Origin of the sequence: Maribacter cobaltidurans, from assembly GCF_002269385.1 — a bacterium.
In the GTDB taxonomy this organism is placed as follows: Bacteria; Bacteroidota; Bacteroidia; order Flavobacteriales; family Flavobacteriaceae; genus Maribacter; species Maribacter cobaltidurans.
In genome coordinates this window covers 2,655,906-2,675,534 of sequence record NZ_CP022957.1, presented here as the reverse complement: position 1 = coordinate 2,675,534, position 19,629 = coordinate 2,655,906, and the positions used below count along the sequence as shown (strand labels likewise).

The 19,629-nt window shown below is 42.9% G+C and carries 27 protein-coding genes; all 27 read right to left on the bottom strand.

What is annotated here, in order from left to right:
- Complete coding sequence (locus CJ263_RS11790; RefSeq protein ID WP_094997458.1) at positions 1-372, bottom strand: ArsR/SmtB family transcription factor; 372 nt, start codon at positions 370-372, stop codon at positions 1-3.
- Between the two features lie 146 nt (positions 373-518).
- Positions 519-1,733, bottom strand: coding sequence for a hypothetical protein (locus tag CJ263_RS11785; RefSeq protein ID WP_225621505.1), 1,215 nt, complete (start codon positions 1,731-1,733; stop codon positions 519-521).
- Complete coding sequence (locus CJ263_RS11780) at positions 1,723-2,043, bottom strand: QcrA and Rieske domain-containing protein (protein ID WP_158657139.1); 321 nt, start codon at positions 2,041-2,043, stop codon at positions 1,723-1,725. Before CJ263_RS11780 ends, CJ263_RS11785 begins: the two co-directional genes overlap by 11 nt.
- 120 nt (positions 2,044-2,163) lie before the next feature.
- A complete protein-coding gene (locus CJ263_RS11775; RefSeq protein ID WP_094997456.1) occupies positions 2,164-3,363 on the bottom strand; it encodes a di-heme oxidoredictase family protein in 1,200 nt (399 codons plus the stop codon).
- A gap of 367 nt (positions 3,364-3,730) precedes the next feature.
- Positions 3,731-4,573: a universal stress protein gene (locus CJ263_RS11770; RefSeq protein ID WP_094997455.1), complete on the bottom strand. Its 843-nt coding sequence runs from the start codon at positions 4,571-4,573 to the stop codon at positions 3,731-3,733.
- Between the two features lie 275 nt (positions 4,574-4,848).
- Positions 4,849-5,025, bottom strand: coding sequence for a hypothetical protein (locus tag CJ263_RS21115; RefSeq protein WP_188669465.1), 177 nt, complete (start codon positions 5,023-5,025; stop codon positions 4,849-4,851).
- Between the two features lie 14 nt (positions 5,026-5,039).
- On the bottom strand, positions 5,040-5,183 hold the full coding sequence (locus CJ263_RS21110; RefSeq protein ID WP_183114810.1) for a hypothetical protein: 144 nt from the start codon (positions 5,181-5,183) through the stop codon (positions 5,040-5,042).
- Between the two features lie 33 nt (positions 5,184-5,216).
- On the bottom strand, positions 5,217-6,215 hold the full coding sequence (locus CJ263_RS11760; RefSeq protein WP_094997454.1) for a sodium:calcium antiporter: 999 nt from the start codon (positions 6,213-6,215) through the stop codon (positions 5,217-5,219).
- Positions 6,212-7,123: a cation diffusion facilitator family transporter gene (locus tag CJ263_RS11755; protein ID WP_081894367.1), complete on the bottom strand. Its 912-nt coding sequence runs from the start codon at positions 7,121-7,123 to the stop codon at positions 6,212-6,214. Before CJ263_RS11755 ends, CJ263_RS11760 begins: the two co-directional genes overlap by 4 nt.
- Before the next feature lie 36 nt (positions 7,124-7,159).
- Positions 7,160-7,960, bottom strand: a complete 801-nt coding sequence (locus CJ263_RS11750) for a cation transporter (protein ID WP_094997453.1) — start codon at positions 7,958-7,960, stop codon at positions 7,160-7,162.
- 43 nt (positions 7,961-8,003) lie between these two features.
- Positions 8,004-8,213 carry a hypothetical protein gene (locus CJ263_RS11745; RefSeq protein WP_067036942.1) on the bottom strand — a complete coding sequence of 70 codons (210 nt, stop codon included), beginning with the start codon at positions 8,211-8,213 and terminating at the stop codon, positions 8,004-8,006.
- 37 nt (positions 8,214-8,250) lie between these two features.
- Positions 8,251-8,379 (bottom strand): hypothetical protein, encoded by a 129-nt coding sequence (locus CJ263_RS21345; protein ID WP_262494261.1) that lies wholly within the window; start codon positions 8,377-8,379, stop codon positions 8,251-8,253.
- Between the two features lie 124 nt (positions 8,380-8,503).
- On the bottom strand, positions 8,504-8,938 hold the full coding sequence (locus CJ263_RS11740) for a Fur family transcriptional regulator (protein WP_094997452.1): 435 nt from the start codon (positions 8,936-8,938) through the stop codon (positions 8,504-8,506).
- 37 nt (positions 8,939-8,975) lie between these two features.
- Complete coding sequence (locus CJ263_RS11735; RefSeq protein ID WP_094997451.1) at positions 8,976-10,964, bottom strand: heavy metal translocating P-type ATPase; 1,989 nt, start codon at positions 10,962-10,964, stop codon at positions 8,976-8,978.
- Positions 10,965-11,043: 79 nt separating this feature from the next.
- Positions 11,044-12,978, bottom strand: a complete 1,935-nt coding sequence (locus CJ263_RS11730) for a heavy metal translocating P-type ATPase (RefSeq protein WP_094997450.1) — start codon at positions 12,976-12,978, stop codon at positions 11,044-11,046.
- On the bottom strand, positions 12,975-13,337 hold the full coding sequence (locus tag CJ263_RS11725) for a SpoIIAA family protein (protein ID WP_094997449.1): 363 nt from the start codon (positions 13,335-13,337) through the stop codon (positions 12,975-12,977). Before CJ263_RS11725 ends, CJ263_RS11730 begins: the two co-directional genes overlap by 4 nt.
- Positions 13,338-13,438: 101 nt before the next feature.
- Positions 13,439-14,329 carry a bestrophin family protein gene (locus tag CJ263_RS11720; RefSeq protein ID WP_094997448.1) on the bottom strand — a complete coding sequence of 297 codons (891 nt, stop codon included), beginning with the start codon at positions 14,327-14,329 and terminating at the stop codon, positions 13,439-13,441.
- Positions 14,330-14,387: 58 nt separating this feature from the next.
- Entirely contained in the window at positions 14,388-14,714 is a 327-nt protein-coding gene (locus tag CJ263_RS11715; RefSeq protein ID WP_027392783.1) for a hypothetical protein, read from the bottom strand.
- 14 nt (positions 14,715-14,728) lie between these two features.
- Positions 14,729-15,271 (bottom strand): hypothetical protein, encoded by a 543-nt coding sequence (locus tag CJ263_RS11710; protein ID WP_094997447.1) that lies wholly within the window; start codon positions 15,269-15,271, stop codon positions 14,729-14,731.
- Positions 15,272-15,433 carry a zinc-ribbon domain-containing protein gene (locus tag CJ263_RS21455; RefSeq protein WP_394339924.1) on the bottom strand — a complete coding sequence of 54 codons (162 nt, stop codon included), beginning with the start codon at positions 15,431-15,433 and terminating at the stop codon, positions 15,272-15,274.
- A gap of 164 nt (positions 15,434-15,597) precedes the next feature.
- Complete coding sequence (locus CJ263_RS11700; RefSeq protein ID WP_094997445.1) at positions 15,598-15,957, bottom strand: SpoIIAA family protein; 360 nt, start codon at positions 15,955-15,957, stop codon at positions 15,598-15,600.
- A gap of 77 nt (positions 15,958-16,034) precedes the next feature.
- The gene (locus CJ263_RS11695) at positions 16,035-16,805 is read right to left on the bottom strand and encodes an AlbA family DNA-binding domain-containing protein (RefSeq protein WP_094997444.1); all 771 of its coding nucleotides are present in this window, start codon (positions 16,803-16,805) and stop codon (positions 16,035-16,037) included.
- 42 nt (positions 16,806-16,847) lie between these two features.
- On the bottom strand, positions 16,848-17,066 hold the full coding sequence (locus tag CJ263_RS11690; RefSeq protein WP_094997443.1) for an SHOCT domain-containing protein: 219 nt from the start codon (positions 17,064-17,066) through the stop codon (positions 16,848-16,850).
- 27 nt (positions 17,067-17,093) lie between these two features.
- The gene (locus CJ263_RS11685) at positions 17,094-17,465 is read right to left on the bottom strand and encodes a SpoIIAA family protein (protein ID WP_094997442.1); all 372 of its coding nucleotides are present in this window, start codon (positions 17,463-17,465) and stop codon (positions 17,094-17,096) included.
- Between the two features lie 34 nt (positions 17,466-17,499).
- A complete protein-coding gene (locus CJ263_RS11680; RefSeq protein WP_094997441.1) occupies positions 17,500-17,922 on the bottom strand; it encodes a Fur family transcriptional regulator in 423 nt (140 codons plus the stop codon).
- Between the two features lie 10 nt (positions 17,923-17,932).
- Positions 17,933-18,271 (bottom strand): P-II family nitrogen regulator, encoded by a 339-nt coding sequence (locus CJ263_RS11675; protein ID WP_036383461.1) that lies wholly within the window; start codon positions 18,269-18,271, stop codon positions 17,933-17,935.
- A gap of 115 nt (positions 18,272-18,386) precedes the next feature.
- Entirely contained in the window at positions 18,387-19,628 is a 1,242-nt protein-coding gene (locus tag CJ263_RS11670; RefSeq protein ID WP_094997440.1) for an efflux RND transporter periplasmic adaptor subunit, read from the bottom strand.
- Position 19,629: the final 1 nt, after the last annotated feature.

The window sequence follows — 19,629 nt, the reverse complement described above, 5'->3', positions numbered from 1 at the left end:
TTATGCTACCTTTTTATTTTTCTGAATTTTGGTAAATACATTTTCCAATACCTCATTGTGATTCTGGACCAATGAATAATACAGGGTCTGCCCCTCACGTCTTGAAGTAATCAATCCCACATCCTTCATTTTACGGATATGCTGCGAAATCGCAGGGACACTCATTTCAAGTATATCGGCAAAATCGCAGGGACAAAGCTCACCTTCCTCGTTCAACAGGAATAGTATCCTTAATCGCGTTTCGTTACCGGCCAGGGCTAGCACTTTGCTGATTTCGACAATCGCCTCTGAGTTTGTTCCCAAGGTTTCGCGACAGCGCATTAACTGCTTTTGGTCGGCCTCCGCACGTGTACAACTTAATTCTGGTGCCATAGTACTGTTTTTGACAAAGGTATAATAATATAATTATTTAAGCAAATACTTAAATAATATTATCCATCGATGCTCTTTTAAAATCACACCTTACTTAAGTACATTCTACCCGATATGAAATGAAAGCCGCTACGTTGAATATTTTATTAAAAATAGGTGCTAAACCCAAAATACCATGAAGCCGTTCTTGAAGCCGGATTGTTGAGAATATCCTGTTGCCACTGGTATCTGTAGTTAATCCTTAGAACGGTCTGTGGTGTAGGCCTAAAGCTTATTGCAGGTGTAATTGCGAATAAATCATCCCCAATATTCGTATTGGTCTGGCCAAAGTTGCCAATATTGTAGTCCACATAATCCGTTCTGAGCGACAGGCTGAGTACGGCATCTTCCCAGTCCAATACTTCGGTCTTTAGTACCGGTTGGACAATATCCACAAAAAAACCAACTTGCCGATTGCCAAACTGCTGGGTAAAAGTGTCCGGAACATCGAGCCATATGTAGGCCATCTCACCGATAAACCTTGTCCCCGTTTTTTTAATGGCTGTATTTAAATCCAAGGCAAGAACATCTACCCTCCTTGATTTGGTATCAACCTGAAGCCCGTCAACTTCCTGCCTATTGTAGGTCCCGCCCATATAGGAAATACCCAATTCCCCTAATTTTCTATGCTTGATGGCGAACTTTCCATTGATGAGGGCATTGCCGCTAAAATTCTCCTCGAATCGCGAGGAATTTTCCTTGACCGAAGCCAAAAATGTTCTTTCTTCCTCGTTATCTATAATGCTTGTATCAAAGCCATTGGTGAGATATGCTTCATAGCCCAAGGTCCAAGCTCCCTTATATGCCTTTCCATATATACCAAATCCGGCATTGGAGAAAGTGGCGGGCAACAAATTGGTGCTGACATCTGGCCGCTCGACGAACTCCCATTTTGGTCCGTCATGGTTTTGGTTAAAGGATCCTATTGGGTTCAGTACGATGCCTCCCCTAAGGTTCAACAAGGGGTGCAAAGCAATGTCCATGGAGGCGAATTCAATGGCAATTTCCTCTGTCCCGTTTTCAAATTCCAGTTCGGTCAAGAATTTAATTCGCTTTGAAATGGATGCCGAAACGAAAAGGGTCAATCTTCGGGCCTGAAAAGAAAGCCCCTCCGACAATCCATCCTCAATACTGTAGATTGAGTTCGCCTCTAGATAACCGCCCAGATTGACTGGAAATTTATCGAAAGTCAAAAAAGGACGGTCATAAACCGCATCCATATTCATCGATTCCTGAATACTGTCCCTGTCGCTAGTTTGCGAGCTAAGGGTTAAAACGTAAATGTTCATTAAAGCAATGGCTGCATATATTTTACGAGACATGCACATAGATATTCTCATTATCGGCGGTTATTTCAAATGACTTTAGATTTTCTTCGGCCGGTCCTTCTAAAACTCTGCCCGAAGGGTCGAACTCACTGCCATGACATGGACAATTGAATATGCCGCCGCCGATGTTGAGTTCACAGCCCCTGTGGGTACATTGCATCAAACTGGCCAGATAATCACTGTTTTGTGTTTTGAAAATTCCTATGGGGTATCGCATGGAATGGCTCTGGATGACCACAAAATCACGTTCAATCTGCTTTTCATCTTTCACCTGCTGAAACTCACCCTTTGAAACTCGTAGCACTCCCCCTTCTTCAACGAAGGATGCATAATACAGGCCTGCGCAACTACTTAGTAAAGCGGAGGAAGCTGGCAGGACTGCAATCAGATATCCAAATTGTTTAATAAAATCTTTTCTATGCACCTATAGGGAATTAATGAATTTTATCAGTTGTGATTTTTCTTTTGGGGTCAGGGACAAATACTGGGCTTTTGAATTATCGGCCTCACCGCCGTGCAATTCAATGGCCTCTTCAATGCTCGAAGCCCTTCCGTCATGTAACAGGAACATTTGCCCGCCTTGGGAATTGCCCGATAACCCAATTCCCCAAAGAGGTGGGGTTCTCCATTCCGAAGTCCCAACATTTCCTTCGGTGAATCCATCATCCAATTCCGGCCCCATGTCATGTAACAACAAATCCGTGTAGGGATGAAATTCCTTAAAGGATAACGATTCAATTGGGGAAAATCCTGTGGTCAAAGTGGGTGTGTGACAGGCAGCACATTGTATGGATTGAAAGAGTTCTTTTCCAGTAATAATATCGGGATCCGCCTGATTTCGGGGTACGGGTGCTTTCAAAGTCTTGAGATAGAACACGACATCATTCAAGGTTTGGGTGCTTACCTCTGGGTCTTCTTCTAGCCCGCTGAATGGGTCAATAGGGTCATAAAGGGATGTAATTCCTATGTCCTGGTTATATGCGCTGACGCTTTGGTGCAACAAATCATAACTACCCGCTTTCTTTCCAAACCTGAAGATATAATTGTTTCCCTGGGGAACACTATTATTCCGAATCTTGGTGAATTCAGGAGGAATATTGTAGTGAGGTCTTCCACTAATACCGTCCTGATTTGCATCAGAAGGGTCTGCGAGAGCCAAAATATCTGCGTCAGGGACAGCATCCAACAAACCCAATCCCGTTACCGCCGGAGCGACCAATATGGAAAATGGGAAGCCGTCCGGCACGGTCTCCGGTTCAAAACCCGGTATGGCTTTATTTTGAATTTGGTTCCTGCCATCACCAAGGGATAACATCGAGGGTAAGTTTAAGTTATTGTTGCCAAACCTGACAAGTTGATTGAAAGGATGACCCTTGCCATCCCCTGAATGGCAACTTGCACAGCTGGTACCAACAAACAAGGGACCAAGGCCTTTTTCAACGGTAAAAACATCATCATTGAAAGCAATATCGCCAGCTAAAAACAGTTGTTGCTCGCTTACGGACAATCCGTCCAATGGCCCGTCCAACAGCTCAAATTCCATAGGTTCTTCGGGGCCGAAATTTTCACAGCCAAGTAGAGCGATTAAGGACAGGCCAATAAAGAAATAAATGATTTTAGACATTACTATAATAATATTTATGCTAATATAATTATATTTTTAGATAAGTCTAAATATAGATGTAAAATTCTTCAATAAAGAAGTGGTTAAATCTTAAAAAGGTTTGTTGATTTAATTATGCAAATCCCGTACTGTGGGACATTGCCGGTTAGTTAGAATGAAAATTTATATTTCGACATTTACTATGGGCTTATGCCCACTTCATCCTTTGCAATCGAATCGCATTGAATATTGCCAATAATGCTACCCCAACATCCGCAAAAACGGCTTCCCACATGGTAGCCAATCCACCTGCGCCAAGAATGAGCACGATAATTTCGCATAGTAAGCTATACCTAATATTTACTAGAGCAGCACATAGGTAGAAAGGCTACTTAACTATCAGCAATGGGGCCTTAGAGGCATACAACATTTTTTTTCTTAGCCCCTTTTTGAAAAGTGCCTCAAAAAATCCGTGTTCCCTGTAAAGCAAAACCAATAGGTCTATTGGGGTTTCAGTCAAAAATTCATCGATACCCTCTTCGGTTTTGTCTTCCTGGATAACTGTAAAGAACCATTGCCTAGGTACAAGAAGTTTGCCAAATCTTTCACGAATAAATGCTTTCTCCAGCACCCTTTCCTGTTCGTCCGCTATATGTACAAAGTGCAACTGTGCATTATAGTTTTCCAATAATCTGGACAATATTTCAAAATCTATTCTATTATCCATACTATCCGTATCCACTGCGACCCCGATACGCCTATACGGAGTATAGCTGGCATCTTCAGGTACGGCCAGTACCGGACAAGGTGCCTTTTGTGTCACCTTTTCGGTAACGGTTCCAATAAAAATTTCATCAAATCCCGAAGACGCACCCTTGGTACCCATAACGACAAGACTGGTATTCATTTCCTTAGCCAGGCCAGAAATCACATCGACCGTTGCCCCGAAACCGACCATTGCCTGAAATTTCAACTTGTCCAATTCAGGAAAGCCCCTTAGAAACTTATCCAATTTTTCCTTATTGATTTTTTCTTGTGATGCAGTGGTATCTGTTACATTGTGTGCCATAGTTGCCATACCGATGGGCGTACCGGATGGATATGCCACTGAATAGGCGTGGACAAAAACCAGTTTTGATTTCAATTTTTGTGCTAGCCCAATTGCGTAGCTCACCGCATTTTTTGAAACCTTTGTAAAATCTACAGGTATTAAAATTCCGTCATCTTTCATATCATTTTGTTTTTATTGATTTGACTCCATTAATCTTTCTTTTTAGGTTTAATTATTCAATTGAAAAGCAGGTAAAAACCATATAGAATTGCGTCTAGAAAGGCAATTGTCAGCACCGCAAGGAACATTGCCACAAAAACCAACAAGCAATACCCTTTCTCCTTTCTGGTTCTTACTTTCCTGTTTATTGAATTCCCCTTTTTTTCCTCTAGTCTCCGCTTTCTCCTTTCCCGTGACATATTATACTGTGCTTTACTAAAATCAACGCACCAATGCTATCCCCTAAGGTCATAAAACCATTCTTCTGCACGTTTGATTCCCTCCGTAATGGCCTTCTCACGAGAATACCCATTCTCTTTTACCAATTCTTGTGCAATTTTGAGGGCCTTGTTCCGAACTGACGGCTGTAGGCCATCAAGTTTTGTTTTGAAATCTTCAAATGTCCAGTCCATATTGTATACTTTTTTTAGAGCTTTCGCCCTTCCATCTCTGCTTTTACAATGCCGCGTTCAAGGGCTTCCTCCTTGGAGCATTGGTTTGTCGTATAGTATTCTTTAGCATACTTTACGGCCAATTTGTGGATGTTTTCATCCAGCATATTGAGCCTCATCGAGCAATCTTTAAAAAGTTCGTCTTTCATCTATCAAAAAAGTTTCAACACGTAAAAAACCATGACCAGTAAATAAACTATATATGCCGCATCAAATACAAAAATCTGCCAACGAGAGAAACCGTGCAGTTCCTTGCTTTGATGCACAAATAGTGTGTAAAGCAGCGGCATAAGCCCGACAAAGGCAAGGTTGACCCAGAACAGTTCAAAGTCCTCAATGGGGGTGGTTACCAAAGCCAGCGGAAAAAATGCCACCGTCATCGTTACGGCATTGTCTGCAATAACACTGGTGGTGCCCGCTGTCACCTCGCCCCCTTTTACCACGCTCCAGGTCTTGAATATTTCCGGTGCCGTGGTCATTATGCCCGTGATGAAAAGGCCTCCCACGATTTCAGAAATATTTAGGGCAGAAACAATATTTTCGGTCGCCTTCACTATGAAAAAAGCACTAACTGCTATCGCAAAGGCCCCGGCAATCGATAACCGGACCTGTTTTTTGTTCCATTCTACTTTTTTGCCCTTTTCCTTGCCTTTTATGATTGCGTGGGTCAAGAACGCAGCATAGGCCGCCAGCATAATCCACCCGTCCACAGGTTGCAGGCCACGCCAGGGCTTTGGCAGAGTTAAAATGGCCACAAGGGCGATAATGCCCAGATAAGGAAGGGACAGTACGGAAACCGAACGTTTGTTCAACGCCAGAATGTTTTTATCAAGATGTTCTTGATGTTCCTTGTTGTTCTTGAATTGTTTCCTGGAAGCAAAATAAGCTATGGTCACCATCAAGGGAATGGAAATAATATTGGAACCCAATAAGTTGCCCAGGCCAATATCGGAAACGTCCCGTGCCGCACTGGTTATATTGATGGCAACTTCAGGACTGGCCGTTACAAGGGCAAGAAAAGCGGCTCCAGCGGATGCGGTAAGCCCCCATTGCTTGCGGAGCAACTTTAAAGGAGTCAACAATCGATCCGCACCCCAGTGTGCTGCCCAGGCCGCTAGGCCCAAAACGAGTACCCATAGCCAACTGTTCATAATTCTGTCATTTTAACATTTCTCTCTTTGCTAGGTTCGATATGGATGTGCACGTCAAGTATCTCGGAATATGACCTGAACAATCTCTCCTTTACTTTGTGTGCAATATCATGGCCCTCGGTCACAGTTAATTCCCCATCGATCCAAATATGCATATCGATATGAAAGGCCGTTCCCATCTTTCGGGAATGGCAGCGCTCTACCCTTACCACTTCAGGAACGGCTTCGGCCAGTCGGATAACCTCATTTCGAAATTCGGGCTCAACAGCTTCGTCCAGCAACTCCCTTACCGATGACCTAGCTATTTTATAGGCATTGAACAGAATAATGCCCGCTGCAATGAGTGCCGCGAAATCATCCGCTATCTCAAACCCTTCGCCACCGATCAATGCTATGGAAATCCCTATAAAAGCGGCTATCGACGTAATGGCATCACTCCTATGGTGAAATGCATCGGCCTTGACGGCCGAACTATTGATTTCATCACCTGTTTTCATGACATAGCGATACAACGCCTCTTTCGTGAGGACAACAAATACCAGTATGAAGAGTGTGAAGGGTGCAGGAGTTTTGTGGGGTACCAGAATATGGTCGATGCTGTCCCTTATGATTATACCACCTGCAATGGTTAGGGCTATGGCAATACCCACCGCCACCAGGGCCTCTATCTTACCGTGCCCGTAGGGATGGTTTTCATCCGGTGGCCTTGACGACCATCTCAACCCGGCCCATAATAGTGCGGATGTCAGCACATCCGCCCCGGATTCGATCGCATCGGCAATAAGGGCATAAGAATGCCCGAACACCCCGCCCAAACCTTTGATCAATGCCAATAATGCACTGATCAAAATACCTACGAGGGTAGTTTTGAGTCCTATTCGGGATATGGCATTTGGATTCCTTTCCAAAATCTTTCTTTTGCTATTTCTTTTCTTCCCAATACGTTATTTGGACAATTTTAAAATTCTAATGGCTCCTCGCGTCACAAAGGCAAATACAATACCGCCTATGACCAAATCGGGCCATTTACTGTCTAAAAAATAAACCAGCACCCCTGCCAGTATTACCCCGCCGTTCACAATAATGTCGTTTGAGGTAAAGATGGCACTTGCCTGCATATGCGCTTCCTTGCTTTTGGCCTTGTTTATCAGCCATAGGGAAACGAGATTACCTATAAGAGCGAAAATGGAAACGATTATCATCCATTGGAACAAAGGGGTTTCACTACTGCTCAAAAACCTTCTCAGGACTTCCGAAAATCCCAGCAGGGCCAAGGCCATTTGAAAGTAACCGCTGAATTTCGCCACTTTCTTTTTTAGTGCAATGGCACCACCTACGGCAAAAAGGCTCAAAGCGTACACAATGGAATCGGCCAGCATATCCAGTGAATCGGCAATTAGACCCATCGAGGAAGAAATCCAACCCGTAGTCATTTCGATAACGAAAAAACCAAAATTGATGTACAAAACCCACCAGAGTATCTTCTTTTGTTTGGTCTCGTCTTCGGCAATAGGTGTTTCCGCCTTTTCTGTTCCCAAAAGTTTTTCCCCCAGCTTTAATGCACCCAATTCCACGTTTATTTCTTGGGCATTCCCCTGATGGTACACATCTAATTTTCTTTTCGGAATGTCAAAGTCCAGATATTTGATTTGAGGATTTGACTCCAGTTTCATCCTTATCATCTGTTCTTCGGAAGGGCAATCCATTTTACTTACCTTAAAAGTGGTTTTGTTTATGGTGGACATTTAAATAATCTGTATTAAATTCTAAGTTTGGTGTTTTAAATCTTTACTTATTATGGGATTCCATATATTTTTCCAAAATCGATTTTAAGCTCTCCAAATAATCAGCGAACGATTTAATGGTCGGTTTTGCTTCATCATCTACGGGAATCGTTATGGGGTTCTCATCCAAATACCGATAGAGTTCGGGATATTCGTGTTCAATCCTTACTGTCAATTCGTTGATTTCCTGGGTTAGCTTTTGAATTTTCTTCATCATCTTATATTTTATATGGTATTACTTGCCCCAATATTTATATATGCAATGCCCTATCTTCGGTAGCGGCCAGAAAGGCTTCCTTAAAGGTTTCTGACAATGTGGGATGCCAATGGGGCATCCGTGCGATATCCTCTGCCGCTGCCCTGAATTCCATTATCGCCAAAACACAAACCAATAATTGTTATATCATATTTTTCTATAGTTGTATTTTTTTGGTTAAATAAGGTGGAAGAACCTTGAACTTGACTCTTGGGCGCAAGGGTTCAAAGTTCTGGAACTCCCACCTGTTATTTTTTCTTACATTTCACGCATATTCCTTTTAATACCAGGTTGACATCGTTTATTTTATAATCAGCTGGTAAACTTTCTTCCGGTATTTTATTTGGCAAACAGATTGTTTTCTTACATTCGGTACAATGAAAGTGCAGATGTAAATCTGAACCGTATTCACCTTTTGCATTTTCACCGGAAATCGCAAATTTTGCCACTCCGGTTCCATCATTTATCTGATGAATAAGTCCTTTATCCTCAAAAATCTTGAGGTTGCGATAAAAGGTCGTTCTGTTTGCTGTCTTATTGGTTTCGCTCTTTTCAGCAAAGACCTTTTTCAAATCGGAAAAGGACACGGCACTTTGCTTCCTTCTCAGATACCTGTATATCTTGGACCTCATTTGAGTAGGGCGAATACCGTGACTTGACAATATTTTTTCCGTTTTGGTCATTTTAAGCTTGCTTCAAAAGCAATCTCCTTTATTGGATTTATTTTTTATAGGCGAGCAAGCGCAATGCATTGACCACCACTACCAACGTAGAGCCCTCGTGAATGGCCACGGCTATCCCTATACTTGCCCAACTCATGATTGTCGCAGGAATTAAAAGGGCAACAACCCCCAAGCTAACCCATAAGTTTTGCTTGATTATCGCCTTCGCTTTTCTGCTCAAACCGATGGCAAAAGGCAAGGTTTCCAGTTTGTCTGCCATTAGTGCTATATCTGCGGTTTCTAAAGCCACGTCGCTTCCCGCCGCACCCATTGCAATACCAACGGTACTGTTTGCCATAGCAGGGGCATCATTGACCCCATCACCTATCATTGCCAGTTTATTTTCCTGTTCCGCAAGTTTTTTGATGGCCTCCACTTTTTCTTCGGGAAGCAGACTTCCGCGAGCTTCGGTCAACCCAATTTCCTCGGCTACGGCATCTGCCACTTTCTGGTTGTCGCCCGTAAGCATTATCATTTTCTTGATGCCTATTTCCTTTAGTTGGGCAAGGGTTTCCTTGGCTTTTTCCCGTGGCGTGTCCATCAGCCCCAGCATCCCTATAAATTCATTGCCCATTTTTATTAGCATCGTGGTCTTTCCTTCCCCTTCAAGCGCTCTTACCTTTTCTGATACATCGTCGGGTACGCCCTTATCAATGTCCTCGAAGAGTTCCAGGTTACCAATGTAAATGGAATTGCCTTGATAGTTTGCCTTTATGCCCTTGCCTTGTACGGCCTCCAAATCATCGGCATCCGGAATCTTGGTGTCTTTCCCGAGCCGTTCCATTCCGTCCCGTACAACTGCCTTTGCCAGGGGGTGGTCGCTCAGTTCCTCAACCGCAATAGCAATTTCCAACAGTTCCTTTTTATCTATGCTGCCAAAGCTTTCGACGTCGGTCAGCTTTGGTTTTCCTTCGGTAAGCGTTCCTGTCTTGTCAAAGGCCAATGCGGTAAGCACCCCTAAATCTTCCAATGGGCGACCGCCTTTTATCAAAACCCCGCCACGCGCAGCCCTTGCCACACCACTCAATACAGCAGATGGCGTAGATATAGCCAGGGCACAAGGACTGGCTGCCACAAGTACCGCCAGGGAACGGTATAGGCTTTCGCTCCACGGTTCATCGATGACCAAAAAAGCAAAATTCAGTGCAACGACCAGTATAATGACCGCTGGCACATAGTACCGCTCAAACTTGTCGGTCAACAACTGGGTGGGCGATTTCTGGTCTTGAGCCTCCTGAACCATTGTAACCAAGCGGTTGAGGGTAGAATCTTTTGCCTCTTTGATTACCTTTATTTCAAGGGTATTGTTACCATTGATGGTTCCTGAAAATACACGGTTCTCATTGGGAATATCGCTTTTTGAGTTATACTCTTTGTCCGGATTTTCTATTGGTGTTTTGTCCACCGGAACGCTTTCCCCGGTAATGGGTGCCTGGTCAACACTACTGTTACCTTTTACAATTACACCATCGGCGGATATCTTGCTGTTGGGGCGCACCACGATGATGTCGCCCACCTGTAGTTCTTCAATACCCACTTCAACGGTATCGTCATCTTTCTTGAGAAGGGCTGTTTTTGGGGCGAGGTCGGTCAGTGCCGCAATGGACTTTTTTGCCTTGCCCATTGCATAGTTTTCCAATGCGTGACCCAGACTAAAAAGGAAAAGCAACAAGGCACCTTCTGCCCATTCGCCCAGATAGGCCGCCCCCGCAGCCGCGACCAGCATCAGGAAATCGATTTCAAATGCGCCTTTGGACACTTTGGTAATGGCCTCCTTTAGGGTAAAATAACCTCCAAAAAAGTAGGCTGCAATATAGAGTCCAAAAGGGATGTTGGCTGAAATCCCTGTATACTTTTCCAACAGAAAACCTGTAATTAGTGTGACCCCACTTAAAATTGCAAAATAGAGCTCCGTGTTTTTGCCGAAGATGCCGCCGTGGTCGTGATTGTGGCCATCGTCTTTGCTATGTTTTTCCTTGTCTTTCATATTATTAATGGTTTTGTTATTGTTAATTCAGGTTTAATCCGCTTTTGGGCTTGTATTTTGTTAAAGGTTAACACTTTTGCTATTTCCAATTCATTTTTTGCAAACGTATTGCATTGAGAATGGCAACGAACGAAACACCTACATCGGCAAACACAGCCTCCCACATCGTAGCCAAACCGATGGCACCCAAAATGAGAAAAATCCCTTTTACCCCAAAAGCAAGACCAATATTTTGCCATACGATACGGCGTGTTGAGCGTCCAATTTGGATTCCTCGGGCCATCCTGCTCGGCTGGTCGGTCTGGATGATAACGTCTGCGGTCTCTATGGCCACATCGCTGCCCAAACCACCCATTGCAATACCCACATCACTGGCTGCAAGCACGGGTGCATCGTTGATGCCGTCGCCCATAAATGCTACCGTGGATTCAGGTTGTTCCTTGAGCTTTTCGACCTCGTTGAGCTTATCTTCGGGTAGCAAGCCGCCTTTGGCCCAATCAATATTCAGTTCCTTGGCAACTTGTTGGGTTATGGAATCCTTGTCTCCTGAGAGCATTATGATTTTAGCTATTCCGGCCTCCCGAATCTGTTGAATGGTGTGATGTGCGTCTTCCTTAAGTTCATCGGCAATGGTCACATAGCCTGCGAATTTTCCATCGATGGCGACCATCACTATAGATTCGACTATCACATCGGTTTCAGGGGGAACATCAACACTATTGGAAGTCATCAATGCTTTGTTGCCGACCAAGACCTGCTTATGGTTGACTGTGCCCTTTAATCCCTTACCGGCAACTTCAGAAACTTCGGATGCCTTAAAATCAGTACCGTCCGCCTTGTATTCCAGAATTGCCTTTGCAATGGGGTGAGTAGATTGTTCTTCCATCGCCATCAGGTATTTCATAAATTCCACTTCCGCAAAAGCGGATGTATTTATCACTTCCTTAATCTTAAAGACCCCTTTGGTAACGGTTCCGGTTTTGTCAATCACCACAGTATTCACTTTGGTCATTGCATCGAGAAAGGATGCACCTTTGAACAGGATTCCGTTGCGCGATGCCGCACCCAGACCGCCGAAATAGCCCAGTGGAATGGAAATGACCAAGGCACAAGGGCAGGAAATCACCAAGAAAATTAAAGCTCGGTATAGCCAATCCCTAAACACATATTCATCGACAAAAAAGTATGGTAACAAAGTGAGTCCGATAGCAAGGAAAACCACGATGGGCGTATAAATCCGTGCAAACTTCCTGATAAATAATTCGGTCTTTGATTTCCGGGCCGTGGCATTCTGTACCATCTCCAGAATACGGGCGATAGAACTGTCCTTGAATTTCTTGGTGGTTTCTACTTCGATGACACCGTCGAGATTGATGCTTCCCGCAAAGACTTTTTCGTTCTGTGTTATGGTGTCGGGTTTGCTTTCGCCAGTAATGGCAGCTGTATTGAGCGATGCTTTATTTGATAACAGTTTGCCATCCAACGGGATTTTTTCGCCCACCCGTACCTGTATCTTCTCGCCAATATTGACCGTTTCGGGATTGACGGAAACGAAGTCCCCATTACGATAGACCAATGCCTCGTCCGGTCGTGCATCCAGAAGCGCCCTGATGTTTCCTTTGGCACGGTTTACGGCAGCGTTTTGGAACAGTTCGCCCACGGCATAGAACAACATCACGGCAACACCCTCTGGATATTCGCCTATGGCAAATGCTCCCAAGGTTGCGATGGACATCAGGAAAAATTCTGTAAAGAAATCGCCATTTTTAATACTTTCCCATCCCTCCTTGATGACTGGAAAGCCAACAGGGATGTAAGCCACCGTGTACCACACAATCCTGACCCATCCCTTAAAGAAAGGAAAGGCATCGAAATAGTCAATGGCAATACCAACTATGAGCATCACAAAGCTGAAAATTGCCGGTAAATAGGTTTTGAGCTTTTTTTCGCTTGCTGAAATTACAGTGGACTGTTTCCCTTTTAGCTCCCGTAGCTGTAGTTTTTTCTTTTTCATCCTTTTGTTGAGACCCAGGTCATTGCCTGCTCTTTATTTTTAATATCAAAAAATTTAACTTCAGACTTTATGAAAAAATCAGTTGCCTTCGCGGCCCATTCCTGCCATTTTTTGTTGCCCACAAAAGCCATCTTGCCATAATCTCCCAAGTGTGCCGAATCAATCTTTAGGTCTTCCCAAAAGCCTTTAAGGGTATAGCCTTCAAAATCTTCCATTTCAAAATAGAAATCCACTTTATGGCCTTTTTCAATGATTTGGTGGATGAGCGGATGCATCTTTTCCATATCCTTTTCCGTAAGTTTTCCGCTGATTTTAGCGGCAACAAGGTTCTCTTGCTTTAAATTTAAGATCTGTAACATATTCATAAATTTTAAATTGTTCTATTGAAGCTTCGCCGTCAAGCTCAGCAAAGCAGCCCTCCAATCCGGCTATTAGCGTTAATTCAGGTTACACCTTATTATTATAAAACGTAATATGTTTCAGGTTTCTTTTTCTGTGGGATGTCCTCATCACCTGTCATCTGCTTTAAATTGATTTCTATAGTTTGGGCCAAATCGGTCATTGGTGTGTCCATTGGGTTGTTTTCAAAGGGATCCTGCATTAAAATTGATGTTTTCTCAATGGCTATAAAGATGATAGGGATAGCGATGGTAAGGCCAATTTCCACAGAGAGGTAATTATCGGACAAACCAAACGGAAGCATTGTGGCAAAAACATAAATGATGAGGTGGATCAACAGGCTATGTGCCTTGGGGAATACCGTGTTTTTAATCCTTTCGCATTTGCCCATTGAATCGCAAAGACGCGCAACAGTACTGTCAATTTGTACCTGTTGGAATTTATTGATTGCCTTATCGTTGCGGGCTTCTGATAAGGCTTCAGAATGTTTTAATAGAATAGCATTGGGAACATTTTGGTCATTAATGTCCTGAATTTTTAAATAGCTAGCTACCTTAGGGGAAAAGTCCACTTTCCTTAAGGACTCACCCAGTGCATAGCACCACACAATTTGTCGTAAAACTATTTCTTTAATCCTAAATTCATACTGACTATCCTGTCGGTCATAAAAGGTTATGCCCTGTCGTACCAAAGTACGAGAGTCGTTGACAATGGCGCCCCAAATAATACGGGCTTCCCACCAGCGTTCATAGGCTTGATTGGTTCTGAAACCTAACAGTAGTGCCACAGCAGTCCCGAAAACCCCTGTAACGGCTATAGGTATCGAAATTTTACTTAGAAAACCGAATTGGTCTAAAATACCCATAGTTATGGCATAAAACACAATAAATATAATGTCATATTTAATGTATTTAAGAAAGGACCAGATGGATATCCGTTTGTTTAAGAGCATTTTGTTTGTTTATTTTTATGTTTTAAAATTGTTTGCTGGTAATTTCCGTTTATACTTTTCATTCTTGTTTATGCTGGTGCTCAAACTTCTTTCCTATTTTTTGTATAATTGGATAGATGAAAATAGCAATGGCAGAAAGGAAGACGATTCCAGAATACATTGCATAAATCCCAGAAAAAAGTTTGCCGGCATTGGTATTTGCTTCGTCTAATGGTCCCATTCCCGTAAGAATCATTGCGGCATTTAAAAAACTATCTATCCAACTTAAGCCCAACAAAAAATGATACCCCATCATTCCTATACCCAAAGAGGCTGTAACGATTACCATCATTATTACCGTACTATTGAATATTTTATGATATAGCCTATCGTTCCAAGTTCCCATATTTTTTTATTAAATTACTGGTTGTCCATTTTCAAAACCATTTGTGCAAACTGCACCTCTATGGCATCATCGATACCTTTTATGATGGAATCCAAGCCTGTATCAGCCACCAAAACCTGTCCTCTGGCACTTATCAAACACGACATACTTACACCTTGTTCAATATGTGTAATGGTTGCTTTAAATTGTGATTTAAAGGCTTTTCCTTGATAAGTAACATCTATCAGCCAATTAAAGTCGATAGGGTCGTGCCGTTTTGACAAAAAATCAGCAGAAGGCACCGTACCGGTAAACCGAAGCATCAAGGGGTCTTCCTGCCTTTCCAGCATTGCGCTGATTTCAGGGTTGTTGGTCGATAGCGTTTTAAGGTCGAGTACCCCACTGACCACTTTGGAATCATAGTCGAGATATAATGCCAGTTTGTGACTTTCTGCCTTAAAGGTTACACTATCGACCCTTGCCATCATCTCAACGTGGCCTTCTTCGGTCCTGTAAATTTTTTGGGCGTTCGCTTTCAGGAAACCAAAAAACAGGATTATTAAAAGATAGTATTTCATCTATTGTTTTACTTCAGTACCGCAATTAGGGCAAAATTTTGCCTCGACCGGCACACTCTCGTTACAGTTGCTACACTTAAACTTGCCTAAAGGTGAACCGCACTTTTTACAAAAGGCTGCGCTCTCTTCATTTTTCTCACCACAGGCCGTGCAACGAATCATAACCTTTGCATCTGAACTATCTTCCCTATAGCCATAACCGCGTTTATTGTGATGTCCGCGGGAATGATGGCCTCCATATCCGGAGCCTCTAAATAAATGTTTTAAAAATCCCATATCAGTTTATTTTTTAGTTATTCTTTAGTTAATCATCCAATGCCCTATCATCAGTTACTTTCAATCCATATTTTGGCTTCCTGTTTTTGGTCTGGACCAAAATATTTGATTTCGGCATTGCAAAACGGTTTCATAAATTGGGTGGCCCACTTTCGCCACTTTTTTTCGCCGACCAATGCTATTTTTTCATACTCCTTTTCGTGTTCAACATCTTTAGTGAAATCTTTCCATAGCCCTTCTATGTGCCACCCTTGAAAATCGTTCATCTCAAAATACCACCGAACCTTTAATCCTTTTTCAAGAATACTATGGATAAGCGGGTGTATTTTTTCAAGATCATGCTGGCTGAGTTTACCGCTAGCAATTGTGGCAACCACATTTTCGCTCTTTATGTCTGTAATCTGCAACATCTGATAAAGTTAGTATTCATATACGTGCAACGGAATTGCAAATAATCCATCCCACACCTCCCGATAGCCTCCCGTATTTAATTGTACTGTTCCTTTTCCTTACCTATATATACCAAGGCTTCGGGCAAATCGAGTTCGCGCGTTCCGTTGCCCGTTCTAATATAAAACCGTGACCTCCCGTCCTGACTTAGATAGACCGGTGTTTTGGCCGGGGCTATTTCTATGTAGCACACGTCATTTTCTCCATATCTGTAAAAAGATACATTTACAGCCGTACATAAATGGGTGCCCAATTCTAGGGCTATCAACTGCATCAAGTATTGCTCAAAACCATCTTTATCAGGTTTTTTCAAAGTTTCAAAATCCTGATTTAAACCAAGGATGTTGCCGTTATCATCTACTCCTATAAGCAATTTACCACCGTTGGTGTTCATAAAGCCCGCAATGGTCTTGGCAATAACAAATTCCAACTGTTTATTCACTTTGGATTGACGTAAATCCCACCTCAGGGTAGCCTTGAATTCCACAAACTGATTTTCGCCATCTTTGATAAGCGCTATAATTGCATTGCCGTCATTCCTTTTCTTTGTTAAAATGAAAATTTTATTTCTTAGAAAAACCATAAAGACAAGGCTGCTGCCCATAATCCCGAACAAAACATTTTTGAATATTTGGTCTAAATCACCAAAGCGTATCGTGTTTTTAATGGTTTTTAAAAAAAGTACGTACCAGTTACCAGTATCTCCTCTTTCATCATATAAGTAAAGTGATAGTCCCAAGGGCTGAATGATGAACAGTCCAAAGGCAAAGCCTGCCAAAAGCCATATCCCTATTTTTTTTCTTTGCATAGATAACGGTGTTATGGTCGTTCGGTCAAAAGCAAAACACTGTTATTTTTTGTTCTTTAACAAGACCGTCTTGCGTTTCTCAAACTCCTCTTCGTCGATTTCGCCACGGGCGTACCGCTCCCTCAGGGCTTCCATTGCCCTGTCCTTTCTGTTTTTCTGTCCCGGTGTGGGGTAGGGAATTAAAAATATCCAGAAGATGAGGATTATCCATAACCCCCACCATATCCAGTGCATTCCCCCAAAATACCAATTGTCCATCATAATTTTCTAGATTTAAAGATTCATGTTTCAGTTACTATTGCTATTGCTTGTTTGTTCGAGCCAGTTGTTGGCCATGTTTCCATCTTCAGGTCCGAAATATTTTATATGGGCTTCGCTAAACGGTAATAACGATTCGGTAAACCGTTCTTGCCAAGTTTTTTCGCCCACCAAGGCTATTTTCTTAAGCCGTGTTTCTTCGGGAAAGGAAAAATCCAACCTCTCACCGCTGCTTTTCTTCACTCCTTTTTTGCGAGGCTCCATTTCCATATACCAAGCGGCTTGTTCATTGCTTTTCAAATGTTCATTCAGGGCCTTGACCAAGGTCGCCCCATCATCGGCATCCATTTCTTGATCTGCGATGGTATATATGATTTGGTCTTTTTTATAGATTGCTATCATCGTCGTATTCTTTTGATGTTATTGGCCTTTAAGGCTACTCCAAATTGCCACTGCATTTATTGCATACTCCCGTTACGACCAGATTGATATCGTCTGCCATATATCCTTGAGGCAGGTTTACCTGTGGGATTTTACGATCGGTCAAACAAACGGTCTCGTTACACTGGGTGCAGTGAAAATGTAGGTGCAGGTCGCTGCCCACCTCACATCCACAGTTTTCCTCACAGAGTGCATATTTCATAATCCCTGTACCGTCCGCTATCTGATGTACAATATTTTTTTCCTCAAATGTTTTCATCGTCCGGAAAAGGGTGCTCCTTTCCGATTTCTCGAAAAAATTCTCTAGCTCTCCCAAACTGATGGCTACCTCGCTTTGCAGTAACTTTTTATAGGTCAACAGTCGCATCGGTGTGGGTCGTATTCCCTTGCTCTCCAATTTTTTGACGATTTTTTCCATGTGCGATGGGTCAGAGGTCGTACCGTTTTAAGGATTCCCCCGTTTTGATCTGGAAGGCATCCTCAATATCCGATAAATAGATGATACCGTCCCCTGGGTCGGGCGTTTTACCGTTTTCCGTAATAATATCGATTGCCGATTGTGCTTCTTCATTTTGACATACCAGCTCCACTTTTACCACCGGACTATCGGTTACGTGAAAATCCAATGAGGGCTTCGCGCCTTTTGCTTTGAATGCTCCAGTACCCTCCGCCTGTGAAAGCGTCATACTTTTAAAACCTTTATCGCTAAGGGCTTCGATGACCCTTTGTATCCTGTTCGGTTTAACAAATGCTTTTATTTCTTTCATTTTTAAAATGTTTAAATTTTTAATCGATTTTGAACCGAGCCTGTTCTTTAATTTTTAACTAACTAAATTAAGTCGATAAACAAACTCGGAATCAAAATCCTTGATTTTTAGAGAATTAATGTCCGTGCTCCAATTCGCCTTTCACCATTTCTGAAGAAAGAGTATAGGCCCCATTTGTTACTATTTTGATATTTTCGGGTGTTCCTGCAGGCAGGTTAACTTCTACAAACCCCAGATCGTTGACCCCCGTGCTCACGGGGATGCGTTTATATTTCATTTTATTTTCAACAGGTTCTTCATCCTCATCCATGATGAAGATATAAGACTGTTCACCTTCCTGGACAATAGCTTCCTCGGGAACAGCAAAGCCTGATTTTTCTCCTTGTACAATTCTTCCCTCCACATACATTCCGGGCAAAAGGTCCTTGTCTTTATTCTCGATATCTGCCAATACCTCTATGGCCTTTGGGTCGCTCTCAAACGTCTGCCCTATGGAACGCACGGTGGCCTTTAACAATTCATTAGGTTTTGAGGCTGTTGAAAAATAAATCTGTTGTCCCTCCTTGACCTGCTTGATGTCCTTTTCATATACTTTGAAATTGACATAGATTTTCGAATTATCGCTTATCGAGAACATTTTGGATTGTGGGGCCACATAATCGCCCAGGCTTACCATTACTTCGCCCACATAGCCACTAATGGGCGTAATAATGGGGATGGCAGAATAGATCTCCCCTTCGGCCACTTTGGAAGGGTCCAGTCCCAACAAGCGTAGTTTGGACTTTAGGCCGTTTACACTGGAAGTGGTGGAACGAAATTTGGATTGCGCCATTTGGAATTCCTTGCCAGAGGAAACCCCTTTGTCATAGAGGGTCTTTTTGCGCTCAAAATCCTGCTTTAAAAATACCAGTTCGTCATTCTTTTCCTGGTATTCCTGTTGCATGGCGATGATATCCGGGTGTTCTATATAGGCCAACACCTGTCCCTTGCGCACAATGTTGCCCGGTACTACCTTGATCGAGCTAACATTTCCACCAATAAAGGGACTAATGTTTGCCCTGTCCTGTGGGAAGAGTTCGAGTGTTCCTGTTACCTTAATGTTGTTCCCTAAATTACGTTCCTCCAGAGGTTTCGTTTCCAGACCGATGGTTTCGGCCTGTTGTTTTGAGATTGCTACAACACCTTCTTCCCCTTCTTCCTCTTCGTGGCCTTCTTCGCCATGCGCATCTTCTCCACTAGCTTCGGTTTTTGATACGCCTTCCGTTTCGTTATGCCCAAGCTCGGATTTTGGGGCATCGTTACAGCTCAGAAACATAAGTGTCAATAATACGGTACTAACTAATAGTATATTCTTCATT

Excerpts from the sequence above, each read along its gene's own strand:
- CJ263_RS11720 (WP_094997448.1), bottom strand. The coding sequence starts at position 14,329 with ATGCTCTTAAACAAACGGATATCCATCTGGTCCTTTCTTAAATACATT.
- CJ263_RS11725 (WP_094997449.1), bottom strand. The coding sequence starts at position 13,337 with ATGTTACAGATCTTAAATTTAAAGCAAGAGAACCTTGTTGCCGCTAAA.
- CJ263_RS11790 (WP_094997458.1), bottom strand. The coding sequence starts at position 372 with ATGGCACCAGAATTAAGTTGTACACGTGCGGAGGCCGACCAAAAGCAG.
- CJ263_RS11760 (WP_094997454.1), bottom strand. The coding sequence starts at position 6,215 with ATGAACAGTTGGCTATGGGTACTCGTTTTGGGCCTAGCGGCCTGGGCA.
- CJ263_RS11785 (WP_225621505.1), bottom strand. The coding sequence starts at position 1,733 with ATGTCTCGTAAAATATATGCAGCCATTGCTTTAATGAACATTTACGTT.
- CJ263_RS11740 (WP_094997452.1), bottom strand. The coding sequence starts at position 8,938 with ATGACCAAAACGGAAAAAATATTGTCAAGTCACGGTATTCGCCCTACT.
- CJ263_RS11670 (WP_094997440.1), bottom strand. The coding sequence starts at position 19,628 with ATGAAGAATATACTATTAGTTAGTACCGTATTATTGACACTTATGTTT.
- CJ263_RS11735 (WP_094997451.1), bottom strand. The coding sequence starts at position 10,964 with ATGAAAGACAAGGAAAAACATAGCAAAGACGATGGCCACAATCACGAC.
- CJ263_RS11690 (WP_094997443.1), bottom strand. The coding sequence starts at position 17,066 with ATGATGGACAATTGGTATTTTGGGGGAATGCACTGGATATGGTGGGGG.
- CJ263_RS11700 (WP_094997445.1), bottom strand. The coding sequence starts at position 15,957 with ATGTTGCAGATTACAGACATAAAGAGCGAAAATGTGGTTGCCACAATT.
- CJ263_RS11715 (WP_027392783.1), bottom strand. The coding sequence starts at position 14,714 with ATGGGAACTTGGAACGATAGGCTATATCATAAAATATTCAATAGTACG.
- CJ263_RS11680 (WP_094997441.1), bottom strand. The coding sequence starts at position 17,922 with ATGGAAAAAATCGTCAAAAAATTGGAGAGCAAGGGAATACGACCCACA.
- CJ263_RS11675 (WP_036383461.1), bottom strand. The coding sequence starts at position 18,271 with ATGAAAGAAATAAAAGCATTTGTTAAACCGAACAGGATACAAAGGGTC.
- CJ263_RS11685 (WP_094997442.1), bottom strand. The coding sequence starts at position 17,465 with ATGATAGCAATCTATAAAAAAGACCAAATCATATATACCATCGCAGAT.
- CJ263_RS11770 (WP_094997455.1), bottom strand. The coding sequence starts at position 4,573 with ATGAAAGATGACGGAATTTTAATACCTGTAGATTTTACAAAGGTTTCA.
- CJ263_RS11710 (WP_094997447.1), bottom strand. The coding sequence starts at position 15,271 with ATGAAATACTATCTTTTAATAATCCTGTTTTTTGGTTTCCTGAAAGCG.
- CJ263_RS21110 (WP_183114810.1), bottom strand. The coding sequence starts at position 5,183 with ATGAGGCTCAATATGCTGGATGAAAACATCCACAAATTGGCCGTAAAG.
- CJ263_RS21115 (WP_188669465.1), bottom strand. The coding sequence starts at position 5,025 with ATGGACTGGACATTTGAAGATTTCAAAACAAAACTTGATGGCCTACAG.
- CJ263_RS21455 (WP_394339924.1), bottom strand. The coding sequence starts at position 15,433 with ATGATTCGTTGCACGGCCTGTGGTGAGAAAAATGAAGAGAGCGCAGCC.
- CJ263_RS11695 (WP_094997444.1), bottom strand. The coding sequence starts at position 16,805 with ATGCAAAGAAAAAAAATAGGGATATGGCTTTTGGCAGGCTTTGCCTTT.
- CJ263_RS11730 (WP_094997450.1), bottom strand. The coding sequence starts at position 12,978 with ATGAAAAAGAAAAAACTACAGCTACGGGAGCTAAAAGGGAAACAGTCC.
- CJ263_RS11775 (WP_094997456.1), bottom strand. The coding sequence starts at position 3,363 with ATGTCTAAAATCATTTATTTCTTTATTGGCCTGTCCTTAATCGCTCTA.
- CJ263_RS11750 (WP_094997453.1), bottom strand. The coding sequence starts at position 7,960 with ATGTCCACCATAAACAAAACCACTTTTAAGGTAAGTAAAATGGATTGC.
- CJ263_RS11745 (WP_067036942.1), bottom strand. The coding sequence starts at position 8,213 with ATGAAGAAAATTCAAAAGCTAACCCAGGAAATCAACGAATTGACAGTA.